13 protein-coding genes, 1 pseudogene and 1 riboswitch are annotated in these 15,590 nt (G+C 68.6%); of the genes and pseudogenes, 5 read left to right on the top strand and 9 right to left on the bottom strand.

Features of this window, described 5'->3' with window-relative positions; all coding sequences use genetic code 11:
- Positions 1 to 71: 71 nt before the first annotated feature.
- The 6 genes and pseudogenes from ASD77_RS17675 to ASD77_RS05435 all read right to left on the bottom strand — a co-directional run bounded on the left by ASD77_RS17675 (position 72) and on the right by ASD77_RS05435 (position 6,821).
- Positions 72 to 320, bottom strand: a complete 249-nt coding sequence (locus ASD77_RS17675) for a DUF2188 domain-containing protein (RefSeq protein ID WP_082563143.1) — start codon at positions 318 to 320, stop codon at positions 72 to 74.
- Between the two features lie 190 nt (positions 321 to 510).
- Positions 511 to 2,862, bottom strand: a complete 2,352-nt coding sequence (locus ASD77_RS05455) for a ribonucleoside-diphosphate reductase subunit alpha (RefSeq protein WP_082563230.1) — start codon at positions 2,860 to 2,862, stop codon at positions 511 to 513.
- Between the two features lie 272 nt (positions 2,863 to 3,134).
- Positions 3,135 to 3,425: riboswitch (cobalamin riboswitch) on the bottom strand.
- A gap of 162 nt (positions 3,426 to 3,587) precedes the next feature.
- A complete protein-coding gene (locus ASD77_RS05450; RefSeq protein ID WP_055938424.1) occupies positions 3,588 to 4,952 on the bottom strand; it encodes a VOC family protein in 1,365 nt (454 codons plus the stop codon).
- 74 nt (positions 4,953 to 5,026) lie between these two features.
- Complete coding sequence (locus tag ASD77_RS05445) at positions 5,027 to 5,881, bottom strand: sterol desaturase family protein (protein WP_200947362.1); 855 nt, start codon at positions 5,879 to 5,881, stop codon at positions 5,027 to 5,029.
- A gap of 60 nt (positions 5,882 to 5,941) precedes the next feature.
- A pseudogene (locus ASD77_RS18605) lies at positions 5,942 to 6,193 on the bottom strand (hypothetical protein); the annotation flags it as partial.
- Positions 6,194 to 6,296: 103 nt separating this feature from the next.
- A complete protein-coding gene (locus ASD77_RS05435; RefSeq protein WP_055938415.1) occupies positions 6,297 to 6,821 on the bottom strand; it encodes a hypothetical protein in 525 nt (174 codons plus the stop codon).
- Positions 6,822 to 7,015: 194 nt separating this feature from the next.
- On the opposite strand from ASD77_RS05435, the gene ompR reads away from it, so the two are divergent.
- The 3 genes from ompR to ASD77_RS05420 are packed head-to-tail and all read left to right on the top strand — an operon-like array spanning position 7,016 to position 9,932.
- Positions 7,016 to 7,735 carry a two-component system response regulator OmpR gene (ompR, locus tag ASD77_RS05430; protein WP_055938412.1) on the top strand — a complete coding sequence of 240 codons (720 nt, stop codon included), beginning with the start codon at positions 7,016 to 7,018 and terminating at the stop codon, positions 7,733 to 7,735.
- On the top strand, positions 7,732 to 8,997 hold the full coding sequence (locus ASD77_RS05425; protein ID WP_055938410.1) for an ATP-binding protein: 1,266 nt from the start codon (positions 7,732 to 7,734) through the stop codon (positions 8,995 to 8,997). Before ompR ends, ASD77_RS05425 begins: the two co-directional genes overlap by 4 nt.
- Positions 8,998 to 9,023: 26 nt before the next feature.
- Positions 9,024 to 9,932 carry an alpha/beta hydrolase gene (locus tag ASD77_RS05420; RefSeq protein WP_055938407.1) on the top strand — a complete coding sequence of 303 codons (909 nt, stop codon included), beginning with the start codon at positions 9,024 to 9,026 and terminating at the stop codon, positions 9,930 to 9,932.
- A 478-nt stretch (positions 9,933 to 10,410) separates the two neighbouring features.
- Here the strand turns inward: ASD77_RS05420 and ASD77_RS05415 are convergent, their stop codons facing one another.
- From ASD77_RS05415 to ASD77_RS05405, 3 genes are read right to left on the bottom strand one after another with little or no spacing between them, the layout of a single operon-like run.
- Positions 10,411 to 11,163, bottom strand: a complete 753-nt coding sequence (locus tag ASD77_RS05415; protein ID WP_055938404.1) for an NAD-dependent deacylase — start codon at positions 11,161 to 11,163, stop codon at positions 10,411 to 10,413.
- A 3-nt stretch (positions 11,164 to 11,166) separates the two neighbouring features.
- Positions 11,167 to 12,318: a cell division protein ZapE gene (zapE, locus tag ASD77_RS05410; protein ID WP_055938401.1), complete on the bottom strand. Its 1,152-nt coding sequence runs from the start codon at positions 12,316 to 12,318 to the stop codon at positions 11,167 to 11,169.
- Complete coding sequence (locus tag ASD77_RS05405; protein WP_055938399.1) at positions 12,318 to 12,977, bottom strand: alpha/beta fold hydrolase; 660 nt, start codon at positions 12,975 to 12,977, stop codon at positions 12,318 to 12,320. Before ASD77_RS05405 ends, zapE begins: the two co-directional genes overlap by 1 nt.
- Before the next feature lie 251 nt (positions 12,978 to 13,228).
- On the opposite strand from ASD77_RS05405, the gene ASD77_RS05400 reads away from it, so the two are divergent.
- Both ASD77_RS05400 and ASD77_RS05395 read left to right on the top strand, forming a co-directional pair.
- Positions 13,229 to 14,146, top strand: a complete 918-nt coding sequence (locus tag ASD77_RS05400) for an AEC family transporter (RefSeq protein ID WP_055938396.1) — start codon at positions 13,229 to 13,231, stop codon at positions 14,144 to 14,146.
- Positions 14,147 to 14,403: 257 nt separating this feature from the next.
- Positions 14,404 to 15,552, top strand: coding sequence for a hypothetical protein (locus ASD77_RS05395; RefSeq protein WP_055938393.1), 1,149 nt, complete (start codon positions 14,404 to 14,406; stop codon positions 15,550 to 15,552).
- Positions 15,553 to 15,590 lie beyond the last annotated feature (38 nt).

Raw genomic sequence — 15,590 nt, 5'->3', positions numbered from 1 at the left:
GTATTGGAAGATTGACTGATGTTTGACTTGGCGAGGTCGGCACGTCCTTGTGCCAAATCGCTTCCCTACTATTAGTGCTCGCGGTCTCGCGGTGGATTCGGATCGTTACCCGGAGAGATGGTGTCCTTGCTTCGGATCCTTCCGTCCACTCCCTTAGTGGTCAACTCACCGCCACCCTGATTGCCGAGCATTTGGCGGGCTGATTGCTCCGCCGCTTTCTGCGTGGAATGAACGCTGGAAGCTCTATCCGAATCATTCCTCTTGTTTGCCCAATTTCCGTCATCTCGGCGGAACACCGTGCGATCTCTACCCTTACTCATGGCTACCTCTGCTGATGAAGTGAGCGCTTGAGCTAAAACTTTGACCGGCTAGCAGCAATTTCACCTATAGAAGGTTATAGTTGCCGTACTTCTTAGCCGAAGTGCCGATCAAAGACATCCCGCTCAAGCTGTTTGGATGTTTTGGTGAAGCAACCAAGGGGCCGACCTGCAAGTCGGCCCCTTTTCTTTTTTACTGGCACGCCTCGCACGCTTCCGGATTTTCCAGCGAGCAGGCGATGGCTTCGGTCGGCGTGTACTCGCGCTGCGGCGCGGTGACCGCTGCGCTGCTGACCGTGGTCTTGGCGATGCGGGTGGCCGGGCGCGAGCGCAGGTAGTAGGTGGTCTTGATGCCCTGTTTCCACGCGTACATGTACATGGACGACATCGCGCCGATGTTCGGGCTTTCCATGAACAGGTTGAGCGAGGCCGACTGGTCGATGAAGGCGCCTCGGCCGGCGGCCATGTCGATCAGCGAACGCATCGGGATTTCCCACGCCGTGCGGTAGATCTGCTGCAGCGCGTCCGGCACCTGCGCCAGGCCCTGTACCGAGCCTTCGGACAGCTTGATCGCATCGCGCGTCTCCGCCGTCCACAGGCCCAGCTTCTTCAGTTCGTCCACCAGGTAGCGGTTGACCTGCAGGAAGTCGCCCGACAGCGTCTCGCGCTTGAACAGGTTGGACACCTGCGGCTCCACGCATTCGTAGCAGCCGGCGATCGAGGCGATGGTCGCGGTCGGCGCGATGGCGATCAGCAGTGAGTTGCGCAAGCCGTGTTCCTTGATGCGCGCGCGCAGCGCATCCCAGCGCTCCACGTTTTCCGGCACCACGTTCCAGGCATCGAACTGCAGTTCGCCGTTCGCCGCACGGGTGTCGGCGAAGGACGGATGGCGACCGCGTTCCTGCGCCAGTTCCACCGACGTCTCCAGCGCGTGGAAGTAGATGGTCTCGGCGATCTTCGCCGACAGCGTGCGCGCCTCGGCGCTGTCGAACGGCAGGCGCAGCTTGAAGAACACATCCTGCAGGCCCATGCAGCCCAGGCCGACCGGGCGCCAGCGCAGGTTGCCGCGGCGCGCGGTCTCGATGGGATAGAAGTTCAGGTCGATCACGCGATCCAGCTGGCGCACGGCCAGACGGACGGTTTCGGCCAGCTTGTCGAAATCGAACCAGACGCGGCCGGTGTCGGGGTCGCTGTCGAAATGGCGGGCCAGGTTGATCGAGCCGAGGTTGCACACCGCTGTTTCCTCGGCCGAGGTGACCTCGAGGATCTCGGTGCACAGGTTCGACAGGTGGATCACGTTGCCGGCGCGCAGGGTCTGGTTGCTGGCGGCGTTGCACTTGTCCTTGAACGTCATCCAGCCGTTGCCGGTCTCGGCCAGCGTGCGCATCATGCGGCCGTACAGCTTGCGGGCGGAGATGGTCTTCATCGCCTTGCCCTGCGTCTCGGCCTGCGTATACGCCAGCTCGAACGCGGCGCCGTACAGGTCGGTCAGCTCCGGCACCACGCGAGGATCGAACAGCGACCAGTCCTGGTCCGCTTCGACGCGTTTCATGAACAGGTCCGGCACCCAGTTGGCGAGGTTGAGGTTGTGCGTGCGGCGCGCTTCGTCGCCGGTGTTGTCGCGCAGCTCCAGGAAGTCCTCGATGTCGGCGTGCCAGGTTTCCAGGTACACGCAGGCCGCGCCTTTGCGCTTGCCGCCCTGGTTGACCGCCGCGACCGAGGAATCCAGCGTCTTCAGCCACGGCACGATGCCGTTGCTGTGGCCGTTGGTGGACTTGATCAGCGACCCGCGCGAACGCACGCGCGTATAGCTCACGCCGATGCCGCCGCTGAATTTGCTCAGCTGGGCGATGTCGCCGTACTTGGCATAGATCGATTCCAGCGTGTCCTGCGGCGAATCCAGCAGGAAGCACGAGGACAGCTGCTCGTGCGTAGTGCCGCTGTTGAACAGCGTGGGCGAGCTGGGCAGGTAGTCCAGATTGCCCATGCGGCGGTACAGCGCCAGCGCTTCCGGCACGTCCTCGCTCAGCGCGCAGGCGATGCGCAGGAAGAACTGCTGCGGCGTCTCGATCACCTTGCGGGTGTGCGGGTGGCGCAGCAGGTAGCGGTCGTACAGCGTGCGCAGGCCGAAGTAGTCGAAGTGCAGGTCCAGCGAGGCATCCAGCGCGTCGTTGAGCTTGCGCGCGTTGGTCTGCACGAAGTTCAGCAGGCGGTCGTTGATCAGGCCGACCTCGTGGCCGCGCGTCACCGACTGCGAGAACGCATGGATCTCCTGGCCGGTGACTTCCTTGGTGATGTAGCCGGCCAGCAGGCGTGCGGCCAGGCGGCTGTATTCGGGTTCCTCGCCGGTCAGCAGCGCGGCGGTGCGGATCGACAGTTCGTCCAGTTCGCGCGTGCTGGCGCCGTCGTACAGGCCGGAGATGGTGCGCGTGGCCACGCGCATCGGGTCGATGGCGTGCAGGCCTTCGCAGTTGCGCTGCACCGCGCGCACGATCTTGTTGAGGTCCACCGGCTCGCGGCCGCCATTGCGCTTGGTCACGCTCATCGCAGTGGCGGTGGGCGGCGGGGTCAGGGCGAACGCGTCCTTCTGGGACGGGGTGGTGCCGGCGTCGGCGACGACGGGGTCGGTCTGGGTCACGAGAGTCCTCCATGCGTGGTGCACGCGGCGGCCCGTCCCTCGCAGGGCTGCGCAAGGCCGGATGGAGGATCACAGTGGGGAAGCGGCGTCGCAGGAGACGCGACCACGCAGACGGACTGCGGGCGCCCTGCTTCGCCAGCCATCTCCCCCCGGAGAATCCGCGGCCGGCACCGCGCGGTGTGCATCGCGCGGCTGTCGGCAGGTCTTCGGACTCATGGGCTTGGGGCGAGGAGTGAGGGAAGAGGAGTGAGCGGAAGCCCCGTCCGGCTTCTCCTCACTCCTCACTTCTCCCCACTCACTCCTGCTCCACCTACATCCGCCGCTTCCCAAGGCATGGCGCCTCAGTGCTGGTGGCGGGGTCGTTCCCAATTACCGCTGCGGGGCAGTGCCGGAGTGGCGCGAACGCGTCACCGGCTTCCCTTTTCATCCGGAGGCTAGCCACCACCGGAACCGACGGCCACAAGATAGTGGGGGTGTCGGGAAGCGTCAACACCAAATGTTGTGTGGAACCGCGGATGTCGGTGCGAAGCGGGTTTCACGGATTCCAGCGGGGTAGAAGTGAGCGGGCAGGAGTGAGGAGTGAGGAAAAGCGCCTTTGCTCACTCCTCACTCCTACCCACTCACTCCTGCCGTCACGCGCGCAACGCGGTGATCGACGCGTCCTGCGCCCGCTGGTACAGCGCAAACGGGTCATGGATCGCCTTGCCCAGCGCGGCCTCGAACGCGTCCTGGTTGGCATGCGCGTCGTAGGCGCGCTGTTCGCCGCCGCCGAGGTTGGACTGGAAGATGCCCGCCGCGCTGACCGGCAGGAAGTCCTCGTAGACGATGGGATCGGCGGTGGCATGGCCGCCATCGACCAGCGCGTCAGGCGTCATCGCCGCGCGCTCGGCGGCCGGCAGTGCGGCACCCGCATCCGTCAGGCGATAACGGAAGTAGCCCAGGCCTTCGCGGCGCAGCGTGTCTTCGTCATCCGGAAACGCCGCGAACGTCTCGGCCAGCCGCTGCGGATAGTCCGCCGCGGTGTTGCCTGCCCCGCCGGCCTGGCGCACCTGCGCCAGCAGACGGTCGTAGAGTTCGCGACCGGCCGGCGTCAGCGCCATGCCGCGCTGTTCGATCTCGCCGAAGCGCGCGCTGTGGCTGCCGGGCACCAGCGTGCCGTTGGCATCGGGGAAGGCGACTTCCTCTTCCAGCGCCTTGAAGCTGGTCTGCCGCAGCAGGATGGGCACCGCGCGGCGCGGCGGGCCTTCGATCAGCGCCTTGGCCTGCAGGCCACGCGCCAGCATCGCCGCCTGCGCGGCGTCGATGTCCAGCGTGCGCGGGGTCAGGTGGTTGATGTGCGGGCCGCGGAAGCTGACCACGTCGGCGACCAGCCGGTGCAGACCGTGCAGCGCGCGGTAGGTCTCCCGCGGCACGGTCGCATCGCCATGCCAGCGGAACGTTTCCAGTACTTCCGCGACAAAGCGCTGCGCATCGGCCTCGTCCAGGCCGCCGTCGCGTTCGGCCTGCGCCTCCAGCGCGCGCGCGCCGGCGGTGAAGATGTCGCGCTTGGCCAGGATCGCTTCCGCTTCCGCGCCCAGCGCGGCATCGGCGATCAATTCCAGCCGCAGCAGTGAGGTGAAGATGCGGAACGGGTTGGCGGCCAGCGCCTCCTCGCTCAGCGGACGGAAGGCGGTGGCGTGCACCGGCACGCCGGCTACGGTCAGGTCGTAGTAGCCCACCGGGTGCATGCCCATCAGCGCGAACACGCGGCCCAGCATCGCCAGTTCGGCCGGCGTGCCGACGCGGATCGCGCCATGGCGCTCCAGGTCCAGCCGTTCGGTCTCGCCGCCACGCTGCAGGCGCTCGGCTAGCGCGGGATCGCGGCGCAGCGTCTCGGCGTTGATGTCGCCGACCAGTTCGATCAGATCGCCGTACAGCGGTACCTCGGCGCGGTACATGTCGGACATGGCCTGGGCGAACAGGCTGCGGATGCGGTCGGGCGTAACGAAAGCGGTCATGGGACTCGATGGACGGGCGGCGTGGGGCCGCGAGGGGCGCGTATTGTCGCCGGCCGCGCCGGCCCGGGCCACTCTCAACCCTTCGGACGACCGTCGTCCGTGCCGCCGGGTACATACCCGGGCGGGCCGAACAGGGTCATGCCCACCTGCCGCAGGCCACGCGCGCGCCGCAGGTCGCGCAGCAGCTTCACCCACGCGTGGAAGGCGATCTTCACCGGGTTGTAGCTGCGCACCGGATCCACCAGTCCGTAGCGGATCGGAACGCCGGGGCGTTCCTCGCGGCAGGTATCGAACAGGCGGTCGAACACGATCAGCACGCCGCCGTAGTTGCAGTCCAGGTACTCGGGATTGCTGGCGTGGTGCACGCGGTGGTGCGCCGGCGTGTTGAACACGAACTCGATGGGGCGTGGCAGGCGCGGCACCAGTTCCGTGTGCAGCCAGTACTGGTACAGCAGGTTCAGCGCCAGCGCGCCGACCACGTACGGCACCGGGAAGCCCAGCCAGACCAGTGGGCCGAAGAACACTGCCGCGCCGGTCAGCTTGCCGGTCCAGCCGAGGCGGTACGCCGTGGACAGGTTGTACTGCTCGGCCGAGTGATGCACCGAATGGTTCAGCCAGAACCAGCGCACGCGATGATCGGCCCGGTGCATCCCGTAGTAGCAGAACTCCTGGCCCAGGAAGAGCGCCAGCCAGTGCCACGGCTGGTCCATCGCGATCGTGGTCAGGCGGAACTCCCAGATCGCGAACAGCAGCACGCCGACAATGCCGCCATGGATCAGCAGGCCCGTCAGGGCGCGGCCGGCGGCGTCGCCGAAGGACGCCCAGTACGCCTTCCAGTCGTAGCGCACGCCGCGCCGTACGAGGCACGCGGCTTCCACCGCCGCGATCAGCGCGAACAGCAGCAGTGGCAGGCCGACGAAAGCACGCATGCCCTCCATGGCGCGGCCTTACCGCCCACGCCGCTCGGCCAGCTTTTGGCCTGCTGCGCGCATTTCGTCGGGTGAAAGCCTGCCGTCGCCGTTCGTATCCAGGGTGTCGAACCGCTTGGCGATGCGCGGCAGCTTCGCTTCGGCCTCGGCCTTGTCGATCAGGCCGTCGCCATTGGCGTCGGCGGCCTTCAGGCGTTCCTGCAACGTGGCTTTCTGCTCATCGGTCAGCGTGCGCTGCTGTGCGTGGGCGGGCGCCACCAGCGAAAACACGGACAGGACGGTGGCGAAGGGAAGCAGGACGGTTCGGGACATGGCGTTCTCCAGAAAGTGAAGGAAGGTGCAGGCGCGACAGGTGGGAGGGCGTCCATGCGGCATAGGGGGTGCCTGCCGTCGCGCCTGCGGAAAGGAGCGGTCGTCAGTGGCCGCGCGGGCAGGCGATGGTTTCGCCGCCGGCGTTGGTGCAGGTGCCGGTGTGCGAAACCGTGCCGCCGGACACCGTCGTGCTGCCGGTGTAGCCGTTGCCGCTCGCGCCGGTGGCGGTGGTGCTGCGTGCACCGGTCACGTTGCCGTCCGCGTCGCGGCTGATGCCGCCGCTGGTGCTGGCGGTCCCGCCGTTCGGTCCGTTGGCGTAGGCGCTGCCCTGGCGACCGGCGCTGCCGTCGGCGTTGCGGTAGGCGCTGCGGTCGTAGCCGGCATTGCCGCCGTTCGCGCCGCTGATGGCGCCGCTGCGCGCGGCGCTCGCATTGCCCTGGCCGTCGGCCTGCCAGCTGCGCTGGCGCTGGCTGTCATAGCGCGCATTGCTGCGCTCGACCGCCACGTTGCCACCCTGCGCGGTGCGCTGCACGGCGCGGCTGCGCTCGCGGGCTTCGGCGTGGGCGGCGAACAGGGTGGTGGCGCAGAGGGCGAAGGCGGTGGCGATCAGGAACGGGGTCTTGCTCATGGCGGAATCCTCGTCGGAGTGTGGGATGGCCGCACAGGGGAAGCGGCGGCAGGACCACGGTAGGGCGGGCAACGCCGGCAGGTGTGTCGCGGTTGACAGCAGATGTGTCTGCGGGCGGCGCGGGAAACATCTGCTTACAAAGGGGCCGCCGGCGGGGTTTGCCGGCCGTCGCGGCGGCGGGCGATAGTGGCTCCATGGAAGACGCCCTGCCCCGTGTACTGCTGGTCGACGACGACGTGCGGCTGCGCGAGCTGCTGCAGCGCTACCTGCAGTCGCAGGGCTTCGACGTGCGCGGCGTGGGCGATGGCGTGCAGCTGCGGCAGGCGCTGGACCGCGGCCACTTCGACCTGATCGTGCTGGACCTGATGCTCCCCGGCGAGAACGGCCTGGACATCTGCCGCCGCCTGCGTGGCCAGGGCGACGCCACGCCCATCGTCATGCTCACGGCGAAGGGCGACGAGATCGACCGCATCGTCGGGCTGGAGATCGGCGCCGACGACTACGTGCCCAAGCCGGTCAATCCGCGCGAACTGTTGGCGCGCATCCGCTCGGTGCTGCGGCGCACGCGTCCAACGCCCGGCGCACCGCAGGCTGACGGTGGCGAGGTGGTGTTCGGACCGTTCACCCTCGACCTCGGGCGGCGCGAACTCACCCGCGACGGCGCGCTGCTGCGGCTCACCAGCGGCGAGTTCGCCGTGCTGGCGGTGCTGCTGCGGCATCCGCGCCAGCCGCTGAGCCGCGATCGCCTGATGAGCCTGGCCCGCGGCCGCGAACACGAAGCCTTCGAGCGCAGCATGGATGTGACCGTTGCCAGGCTGCGCCGCCTGCTGGAAGAAGACCCGCGCCAGCCGCGCCTGATCCAGACCGTCTGGGGCGTGGGTTATGTGTTCGTGCCGCCGGAGGCCGCGGCATGAGGTCGCCGCTGCCGCGCAGCGTGTTCGGCCAACTGGTGCTGGTGATCGCGCTGGTGCTGATCGGCGCGGGCGTGCTGATGCTGCTATTGGGGCGCGAACTGGCCACGCGGCCGGCGGCGGACCAGTTGCTGCGCGCGATGCAGGGGTTCGCCGCCGTCGTCGAAGCGCTCGATCAACACCAGCCGCATGCGCGCACCGTCGAGCAGCTGCGTGAGGCCGGGCTGGAGGTACGCAGCACGCCGCCGGCCGACGCCCGACCGCGCTTCGCGCCGTTGCTGCGGGAACTGCGCGAACAGGCGGCGGACACGCTGGGCAGCGGGCGCGAGCTGCGGATGGAAGCCGGTCGCGGATTGCGGGTGATCTGGCTGAAACCGGCCACGCGCGAACCGCTGTGGGTGTCGTTCGCCTACGAGCGCCCGGGTACCGGCATGCGCCGGTTCTCGGTGTTCATGCTGATCGGCTGCGTGGTGCTCGTGTGGCTGGCCGCGGCGTACTTCGCCCGTCGCCTGGTGCAGCCGCTGCGCCAGCTCGCCGCGGCCGCGCCGACCATCGTGCGCGGCGATGCGCCACCGCCGGTGCATGCGCGTGGCCCGCGTGAGGTCGCCGACCTGGCGCAGGCGCTGGGCGATGCCAGCCGCGATGTCCGTGCCGCGGCGGATGAGCGCGCGCTGCTGCTCGCGGGCATCTCGCACGATCTGCGCACGCCCTTGACGCGCCTGCAGTTCGCGCTGGAGATGGTCCCCGATACCGATCCGGACCTGACCCGCAGCATGCATCGCGACATCGCCGAGATGGACGCCATCCTCGGCCAGTTCATCGCCTTCGCACGCGACGGGCGCGACGAAGGCAGCGAGACCGTCGACCTGGCCGCGATCTGCCGCCATGCCGTGGCCGCGTCCACGAAGGACTGGCGGGTGCAACTTCCCGACCACGCGCTGCTGCCCGGCAAGCCGATGGCGCTGTTGCGTGCGGTGGAAAACCTGCTGGTCAACGCCGAGCGGCATGGTGCGTTGCCGTTGTCGCTGCAGCTGTGGGCCGAAGGACCGGCCTGGGTGGTCGAGGTCGCCGATGGCGGCACCGGCCTGTCCGCTGAAGCTGCCGAACGTGCACGCCAGCCCTTCGTCCACGACCAGGCGCAGGGCGGCAGCGGCCTGGGTCTGCCGATCGTCGAGCGCGTGGCCCGCCAGCACGGCGGCGAGCTGCGGCTGCTGCCGAACACGCCGCACGGCCTGCGTGCGCAACTGGTGTTGCGCGCCGTCTGAACCGGATGTCCCCCCGAGGTGATGCGATGAAGATGCTGTTCCGAGCCGGCCTGCTCGCCGTCGGCCTGACCGTGATGCTGCCGCCGCTGGCGGCGCAGACCTTCCGCGAACGCCTGCAGCAGGCGCGCGAGGCCTCGCGCCAGCCCGCCGCACGTGCGCCGACGCTCCCTGCAGGCGCAAGCGCGCTGCGCGATGTCGCCTACGGCGACGATCCGCGCCAGCGCTTCGACGTCTACCTGCCGGCGCAACCGCGCAATGCGCCGATCCTGCTCTTCGTCCATGGCGGCGGCTGGGCCAACGGCAACAAGGACAATCCCGGCGTGGTCGAGAACAAGGCCGCGTACTGGCTGCCGAAGGGCTACATCCTGGTGTCCACCAACTACCGCATGCGGCCCGACACCGCGCCCTTGGATCAGGCGCGCGATGTTGCCCGCGCGCTGGCCGACGTACAGCGACGCGCACCGGAGTGGAACGGCGATGCATCGCGCGTGCTGCTGATGGGCCACTCCGCCGGCGCGCATCTCGCAGCGCTGGTCGGCGCCTCGTCCGCGCTGTGGCGCGAGGCCGGCGCCAAGGAGCCGCGCGGCGTGGTGTCGCTGGACAGCGGCGCGCTGGATGTCCCGCTGACGATGGAGAACCCCCCGCTGCGGCGCCTCTACGACACCGCCTTCGGCAGGAACCCAACCGACTGGGTCGCCGCCTCGCCGTACCACCAGCTCACGCGCGACGCGGTGTCGATGCTGTTCGTCTGCTCCTCACGCCGCAGGGACGCCTGTCCGCAGGGCCGCGCGATGGTGGAGAAGGCGAGGACGCTGGGCGTGGCGATGGAGGTGCTGCCGCAGGATCTCTCGCACGCCGAAGTGAATCGCGAGCTCGGGTTGCCGTCCGACTACACGAAAGCAGTGGATGCGTTCGTGCGACGCTACCTGCAGTAACCAACGCATCTTTGTGGGAGCGACGTGAGTCGCGATGGGCCATCGGTAACGCCTCATCGCGACTCACGTCGCTCCCACGCCCGCTTTGATCGCGCATCTTCGATTCCAAGCGCTCCTCCGCTGCGCGGAAGAAGGGGAAGCGCTCAATGCATGATCCGAACGGCGCTGAGGAGCTCTTGCAAGTACGCATGGACGTTCGCCTTCGCGCATCGAAATGAGCGTCCGCTCGAATCAAGGCTGCGCCGCTAAGCAGGGCCGTATCGAGGGCGCTGTCAGGCCTTGGCAAAGGGTGAACTCCCCTCTCCCTGCGTCAGCGGGGAGAGGGTGCCGAGGGCGGGTGAGGGGCGAACGGAGTCGCGTTGCTTGTGCGCCGCTACCGTCGCACCAGGCATGACGGTGAACCTCAGAGCTACGTATCCACCCACACCGTGCTCGCCCTCTTGCGCATCCCGCTGAACAACGCGGTGGGTTTGCATCCCTAGCGGGCCAACAAAGGCAACGCCACTGCCGCCGTCGCGCGCCACACATGGTCGGCGTCCGCGGACAACGCGGTCGGTTCCGGATTGATCTCGATGACGATGGCGCCCTGACGTCGTGCGACAGCGGGCAACCCCGCCGCCGGATACACCAGTCCCGAGGTACCCACCACCAGCATCAGCGTGCAGCGCGTCGCGGCTTCCGTGGCGGCGTCCCACGCATCGTCCGGCAGCGCTTCGCCGAACCACACCACGCCCGGGCGGATGCGGTCGCCGCAGGTGACGCACCGCATCGGTTCGACCCGCTGCATCCCGTCCACGTAATCGTCGAGCGGGCCGTCATGCGCGCGCCCGCAGGCGAAGCAGCGCAGGGCGAACAGGCTGCCGTGCACGTGCGCGTCGACGACGCTGCCGGCGCGCTCGTGCAGGTCGTCCACGTTCTGGGTGACCAGCGACAGCGGGATGCGCTGCGCGAGATCGGCCAGTGCGCGGTGCCCCGCATTCGGTTGTGCATCACGAACCAACTGCATCCGCCAGCGGTACCAGCCCCACACGAGCGCAGGATCCTCGCGCCACGCCTCGGCGGTCGCCAGCCGCATCGGGTCGAAGCGCGACCACAGGCTGTCGTGGGTGCCGCGGAAGGTGGGGATGCCGCTTTCGGCCGACATGCCGGCGCCGGTTAGCACGCAGACTTTGCCACCCTCGTCGATGGTCCGCTGCAGTGCGTCGGCGATCGCGGCGGGTACGCGCTGCATGGCTCAGGCCTTGTGCGGCGTGGCCAGGTACTCGGCGCTCTGCATCTCGATCAGGCGCGACGCCGTGCGCTCGAACGCGCCCTGCAGCCGCGTGCCGTCGTACAGCGCGGTCGGCGCGGCGGCGGCAGTGCAGACCAGGTTGACGTGGCGGTCGTACAGCTCGTCGATCAGGTTGACGAAGCGGCGCGCCGCGTCCTCGTTCATGCGGTCGAACGTCGGAATGCCGCCCAGCAACACGGTGTTGAACTCGTGCGCGACCTCGATGTAGTCCGTCGTCCCGCGCGGTCCCTCGCACAACGCGGCGAAATCGAACCACGCGATGCTCTTGCCGCGGCCGCGCACCGGGATCTTGCGGCTGTCGATCTCGATATTGCCGCCGTGCGCCGCTTCGCCACCGCTGAGTTCGCGCCAGCGCATCGCCAGCCAGTCGTCGGCCGCGCCGTCCAGCGGTGTGCGGTAGACCGGCGAGCGGGTGAGCGCGCGCAGGCGGTAATCCTCCTGCCCGTCCGAGCGCAGCACCACGCAGTGCTGCTGCAGCAGCTCGATGGCCGGCAGGAAGCCCGCGCGTTGCAGGCCGTCCTTGTACAGGTTCTCCGGCGCGGTGTTCGACGTGGTCACCAGCGCGATGCCCTCGGCGAACATGCGTTCCAGCAGCCGCGCCAGCAGCATCGCATCGCCGATGTCGGTGACGAAGAATTCGTCCAGCACCAGCACGCGCAGCTTGCCGCGCGCCTCGCGCACGATCTTCGCCAGCGGATCGCTCTCGCCCGCATGCAGGCGCAGGCGCTCGTGCACGCCGCGCATGAAGCGGTGGAAGTGCGTGCGGTACTTGCCGCCGCCTTCGCCATGCGCCTTGTTCTGCGACACCGAATAGGTGGGCAGCGGCAGGTTGTCGTAGAACAGGTCCACCAGGAAGGTCTTGCCGCGTCCCACCTCGCCCCAGTAGTACAGGCCCTTCACCGTTTCCGGCGGCTTGCCAAACAACCGGCCGAACAGGCCAGGCGTGCCGTCGTCCGCCAGCAGCGCCGCGTGGATGCGGTCCAGCTCCGCCAGCGCCGGATGCTGCGCGGGATCGTCCTGCCACTGGCCCTGCGCAGCGCCGCGCGCGTACACCTGCGACGGCGTCGGCGCCGTGCTGTTCGCTTCGTCCGCCATCACGCCGGCACGTAGCCTTTCATCGCGTGCTTGATGGCGCCGCGCAGGTCCATCAGCTTGCGGTGGAAGAAGTGGCTGGTCTCCGGCATGCGGATCAGTTCCGGCGGCTGCTTCAGGCTGTCGATCCAGTCATAGACCGCCTGCGGTTCGACGATCTCGTCCTGCTCGCCCTGGATCACCAGCCACGGACAGGTCGGTGCGGTGATCGCGGCGAAATCCCAGCGGCCGGCGGGCGGGGCGATCGACAGCAGCGCATCGGGCTGCAGCGATTCAGTCGCGCGCAGCGACACGTAGGCGCCGAAGCTGAAGCCGGCCAGCCACAGCTGCGTGCCGGGCCGTTGTTCGCGCACCCACTGCACCACCGCGCGCAGGTCGTCCACTTCGCCATCGCCATGGTCGAACAGGCCGCCCGATGCGCCCGTGCCGCGGAAGTTGAAGCGCACCGTCACCGCGCCAAGCTCGCGCAGGCTGCGCGCGGCCATCACCACGACCTTGTTGTGCATCGTGCCGCCTTCGGTGGGCAGCGGATGGCAGACCACGGCGGTCAGCGGCGCGACCGGCTCACCGTCTTCCGGCCAGTCGACATGCGCTTCCAGCGGGCCGTCGGGACCGTCGAGGGTGATCGGGGCGGACGCGGTGGGGAAGGCGGGATGGGTCATGGCGACATGATAAGCCCTGGGTGCGAAAGAGAATGTCGGCCCCCACGTTCCGTCATTCCGGCGGCTCGCAACAGCCGAACGGCGGGTCATCCCGCGATGGTTACCCATGGAGCGAGAAGAGCCACTGGGCCCCGGCCTGCGCCGGGGTGACGAGTAAGGAATGACGGTGTTGATCGCCTGCGACGAAGGTCCGACGGCGCGTCGCGCACCGCTATGCGATCCTGCCCTCCCCACGCCGCGCCCGCCGCACCATGGCATTCGATGCCTTCGCCCTGATCCTGACCCTGCTGCTGCTCGGCATGCTGTTCGCGCGCCTGCGCGTGTTTCCGGACAATGCCGCCGACGTGCTCAACCGCGTGGTGCTGTACGTCTGCCTGCCGGCGGCGGTGCTGACCTATGTGCCGCGGCTGCGGCTGGACATCTCGCTCACCGGCGTGATCGTCACCCCATGGCTGCTGACCGTGGCCACCGTCGCGCTGGTCGCGCTGGCCACGCGCGTGCTGAAGTTCCGTCGCGACGAGCACGCCGTGCTGCTGCTGTGCGTGGCCTTGTGCAACAGCAGTTTCATCGGCTACCCGATGGTGCGCGCGCTGCTCGGCGAGCAGGCGCTGCCCTATGCGGTGGTGTACGACCAGTTCGGCACCTTCATCCTGCTGTCGACGTTCGGCTTGTACGTGCTGGCCCGTTATGGCGGCGATGCGCCACCGACGGCACGCGAGATCGGGCTGCGCATCCTGAAGTTTCCGCCGGTGTGGGCGCTGCTGTTCGGCCTGACGCTGATGCCGGAACAGCCGCCGGCATGGATCGGCTCGGCGCTGCAGAAACTCGCCGATGCGATGCTGCCACTGGTGATGCTGGCGGTCGGCCTGACCCTGCAGCTGAAGCTCCCGCGCGATGAACTCAAGCCGCTCGCCATCGGCCTGCTGCTGCGCCTGCTGGTGATGCCCGCGCTCGCGGTGCCGCTGTCGCTGGCATTCGGCATGAGCGGGGAGATGCTGCAGGCGAACGTGCTGGAATCGGCCATGCCGCCGATGATCACCGCCGCCGCGCTGGCCATCGCGCACCAGCTCGCACCGCGGCTGGCCGCCGCCCTGGTCGGCTACGGCATCTTGCTGTCGCTGGTGACGCTGCCGCTGTGGGCGTGGGTAGTGGGACGGCTGGTGCTCTAGCGACGGCCCCAACAACCTCCGTCGTCCCCGCGGCTTTCACCAGACGCACGTCTGGTCAGGCGGGAAACGCGTCCCAACGGCCGAATGGCCGGTCACCCAGCGACTTTATGCCACGGCAAGCGGGGGACATCGGCTCACTGGCCATTCGGCCGCTGAGAAGCGCTTCACGTCTTCGCGGGAATGCCAGAGGCAGAGGTCGCTGGCGCAGGGCGCGGCGTTCGTGCGAACGTGGCCGCGGTTCCCGACAGGAGTGGGCAATGCGCAAGGCAATGCAGATCGGTGCGTGGCTGGTGGTGATGGCGTCGGTGTGGGTGGCATCGCCGTCCATCGCGCAGGAAGGTCCGCCACCGGAGGTGCCGGGACGGGTCGAATCCGATCCGCAGCTCGCGGCGGCCAGCCAGGCCTGGCACGACGCCTGGCGTGCGAATGTCGAAGCGCACCTGCGCACCGTCGCCGCGCGCGGCACGCCGCGTGACCTGCTGGTCGCTGGCTGGTTGTGGCCGCGGAGTGGCGACGATGTGGACATCCAGGCACGCGCCTGGGCCCAGTCCGGTGCATGGATCGAGGCCGCCTACGCCGCGTCCACCGGCGAAGATCCGCTTGTCGATTGGGCGCTGCTCAATGCCTGCCCGAAGAACGGCGTCCGCTGCGACCGCGGACGGCTGCTGCAACGCCTGATGACCGCCGATCCCGGCAACGCCGAAGTCCTGCTCGCCGCCTATCACGACGCCGTCGAACGCAAGGACACAGACGCCGCCGAGCGGTACTGGCAGGCCGCCGCCAACGCCACCCACTACCGCGGGCACTTCAGTGATGTCGGCCTGTTGATGGCCACCACACTGCGACAGGTGCGGGTTCCGCCGCTGGATCCCGCGTTGGCAGCCGCGATGGGCGAGGACTTCAGGATCGGCCGGGCCGCCACGCCGCAGGACCTTGCCGGCATGGCGGTGATGGGCATCAATGCGGCCATCGCCATCCCGAGTCTGTCGCCGATCACGCAGCGATGCCGGCCGCAGCTCGCTGAATTGCCGGCCGATGCGCGATCCACCTGCAAGCGCATCTACACGCTGATGGCTGACGACACGTCCATCGTGATCACGCCTGCCGTCGCGCTGCCGCAACTGGTGCAGTGGGCCGATACCGATGCCGAACGCGCGGCTGCCCGCGAGCGCCTGCGCCAGTTCGCCTGGGTGTACGAGAACGTCATGCAGCTGTACCAGCGCCCTGCGGATGCACGGCGCCTGCCGGACGATCATGTCGACGTATTCCTGCGCGAGGGCGAACTCGCCGCCATGCGCCACCAGTTGCAGGCTAACGGCATCGCCCTCGAACCGCCCGCTGGCTGGCAACCGGAAAACCCGCGCTATCGCGCCCTGCTGACCGGCACCCCGCCCACCGCCCCCTGACCACCTTCGCATCGCGTTGACCGCGCCGGTGGAAGCAT

Origin of the sequence: Pseudoxanthomonas sp. Root65 (assembly GCF_001427635.1) — a bacterium.
GTDB lineage: Bacteria > Pseudomonadota > Gammaproteobacteria > Xanthomonadales > Xanthomonadaceae > Pseudoxanthomonas_A.
Note: the sequence above shows the minus strand (reverse complement) of the source record. Positions and strands in the feature narration are given on the sequence as shown.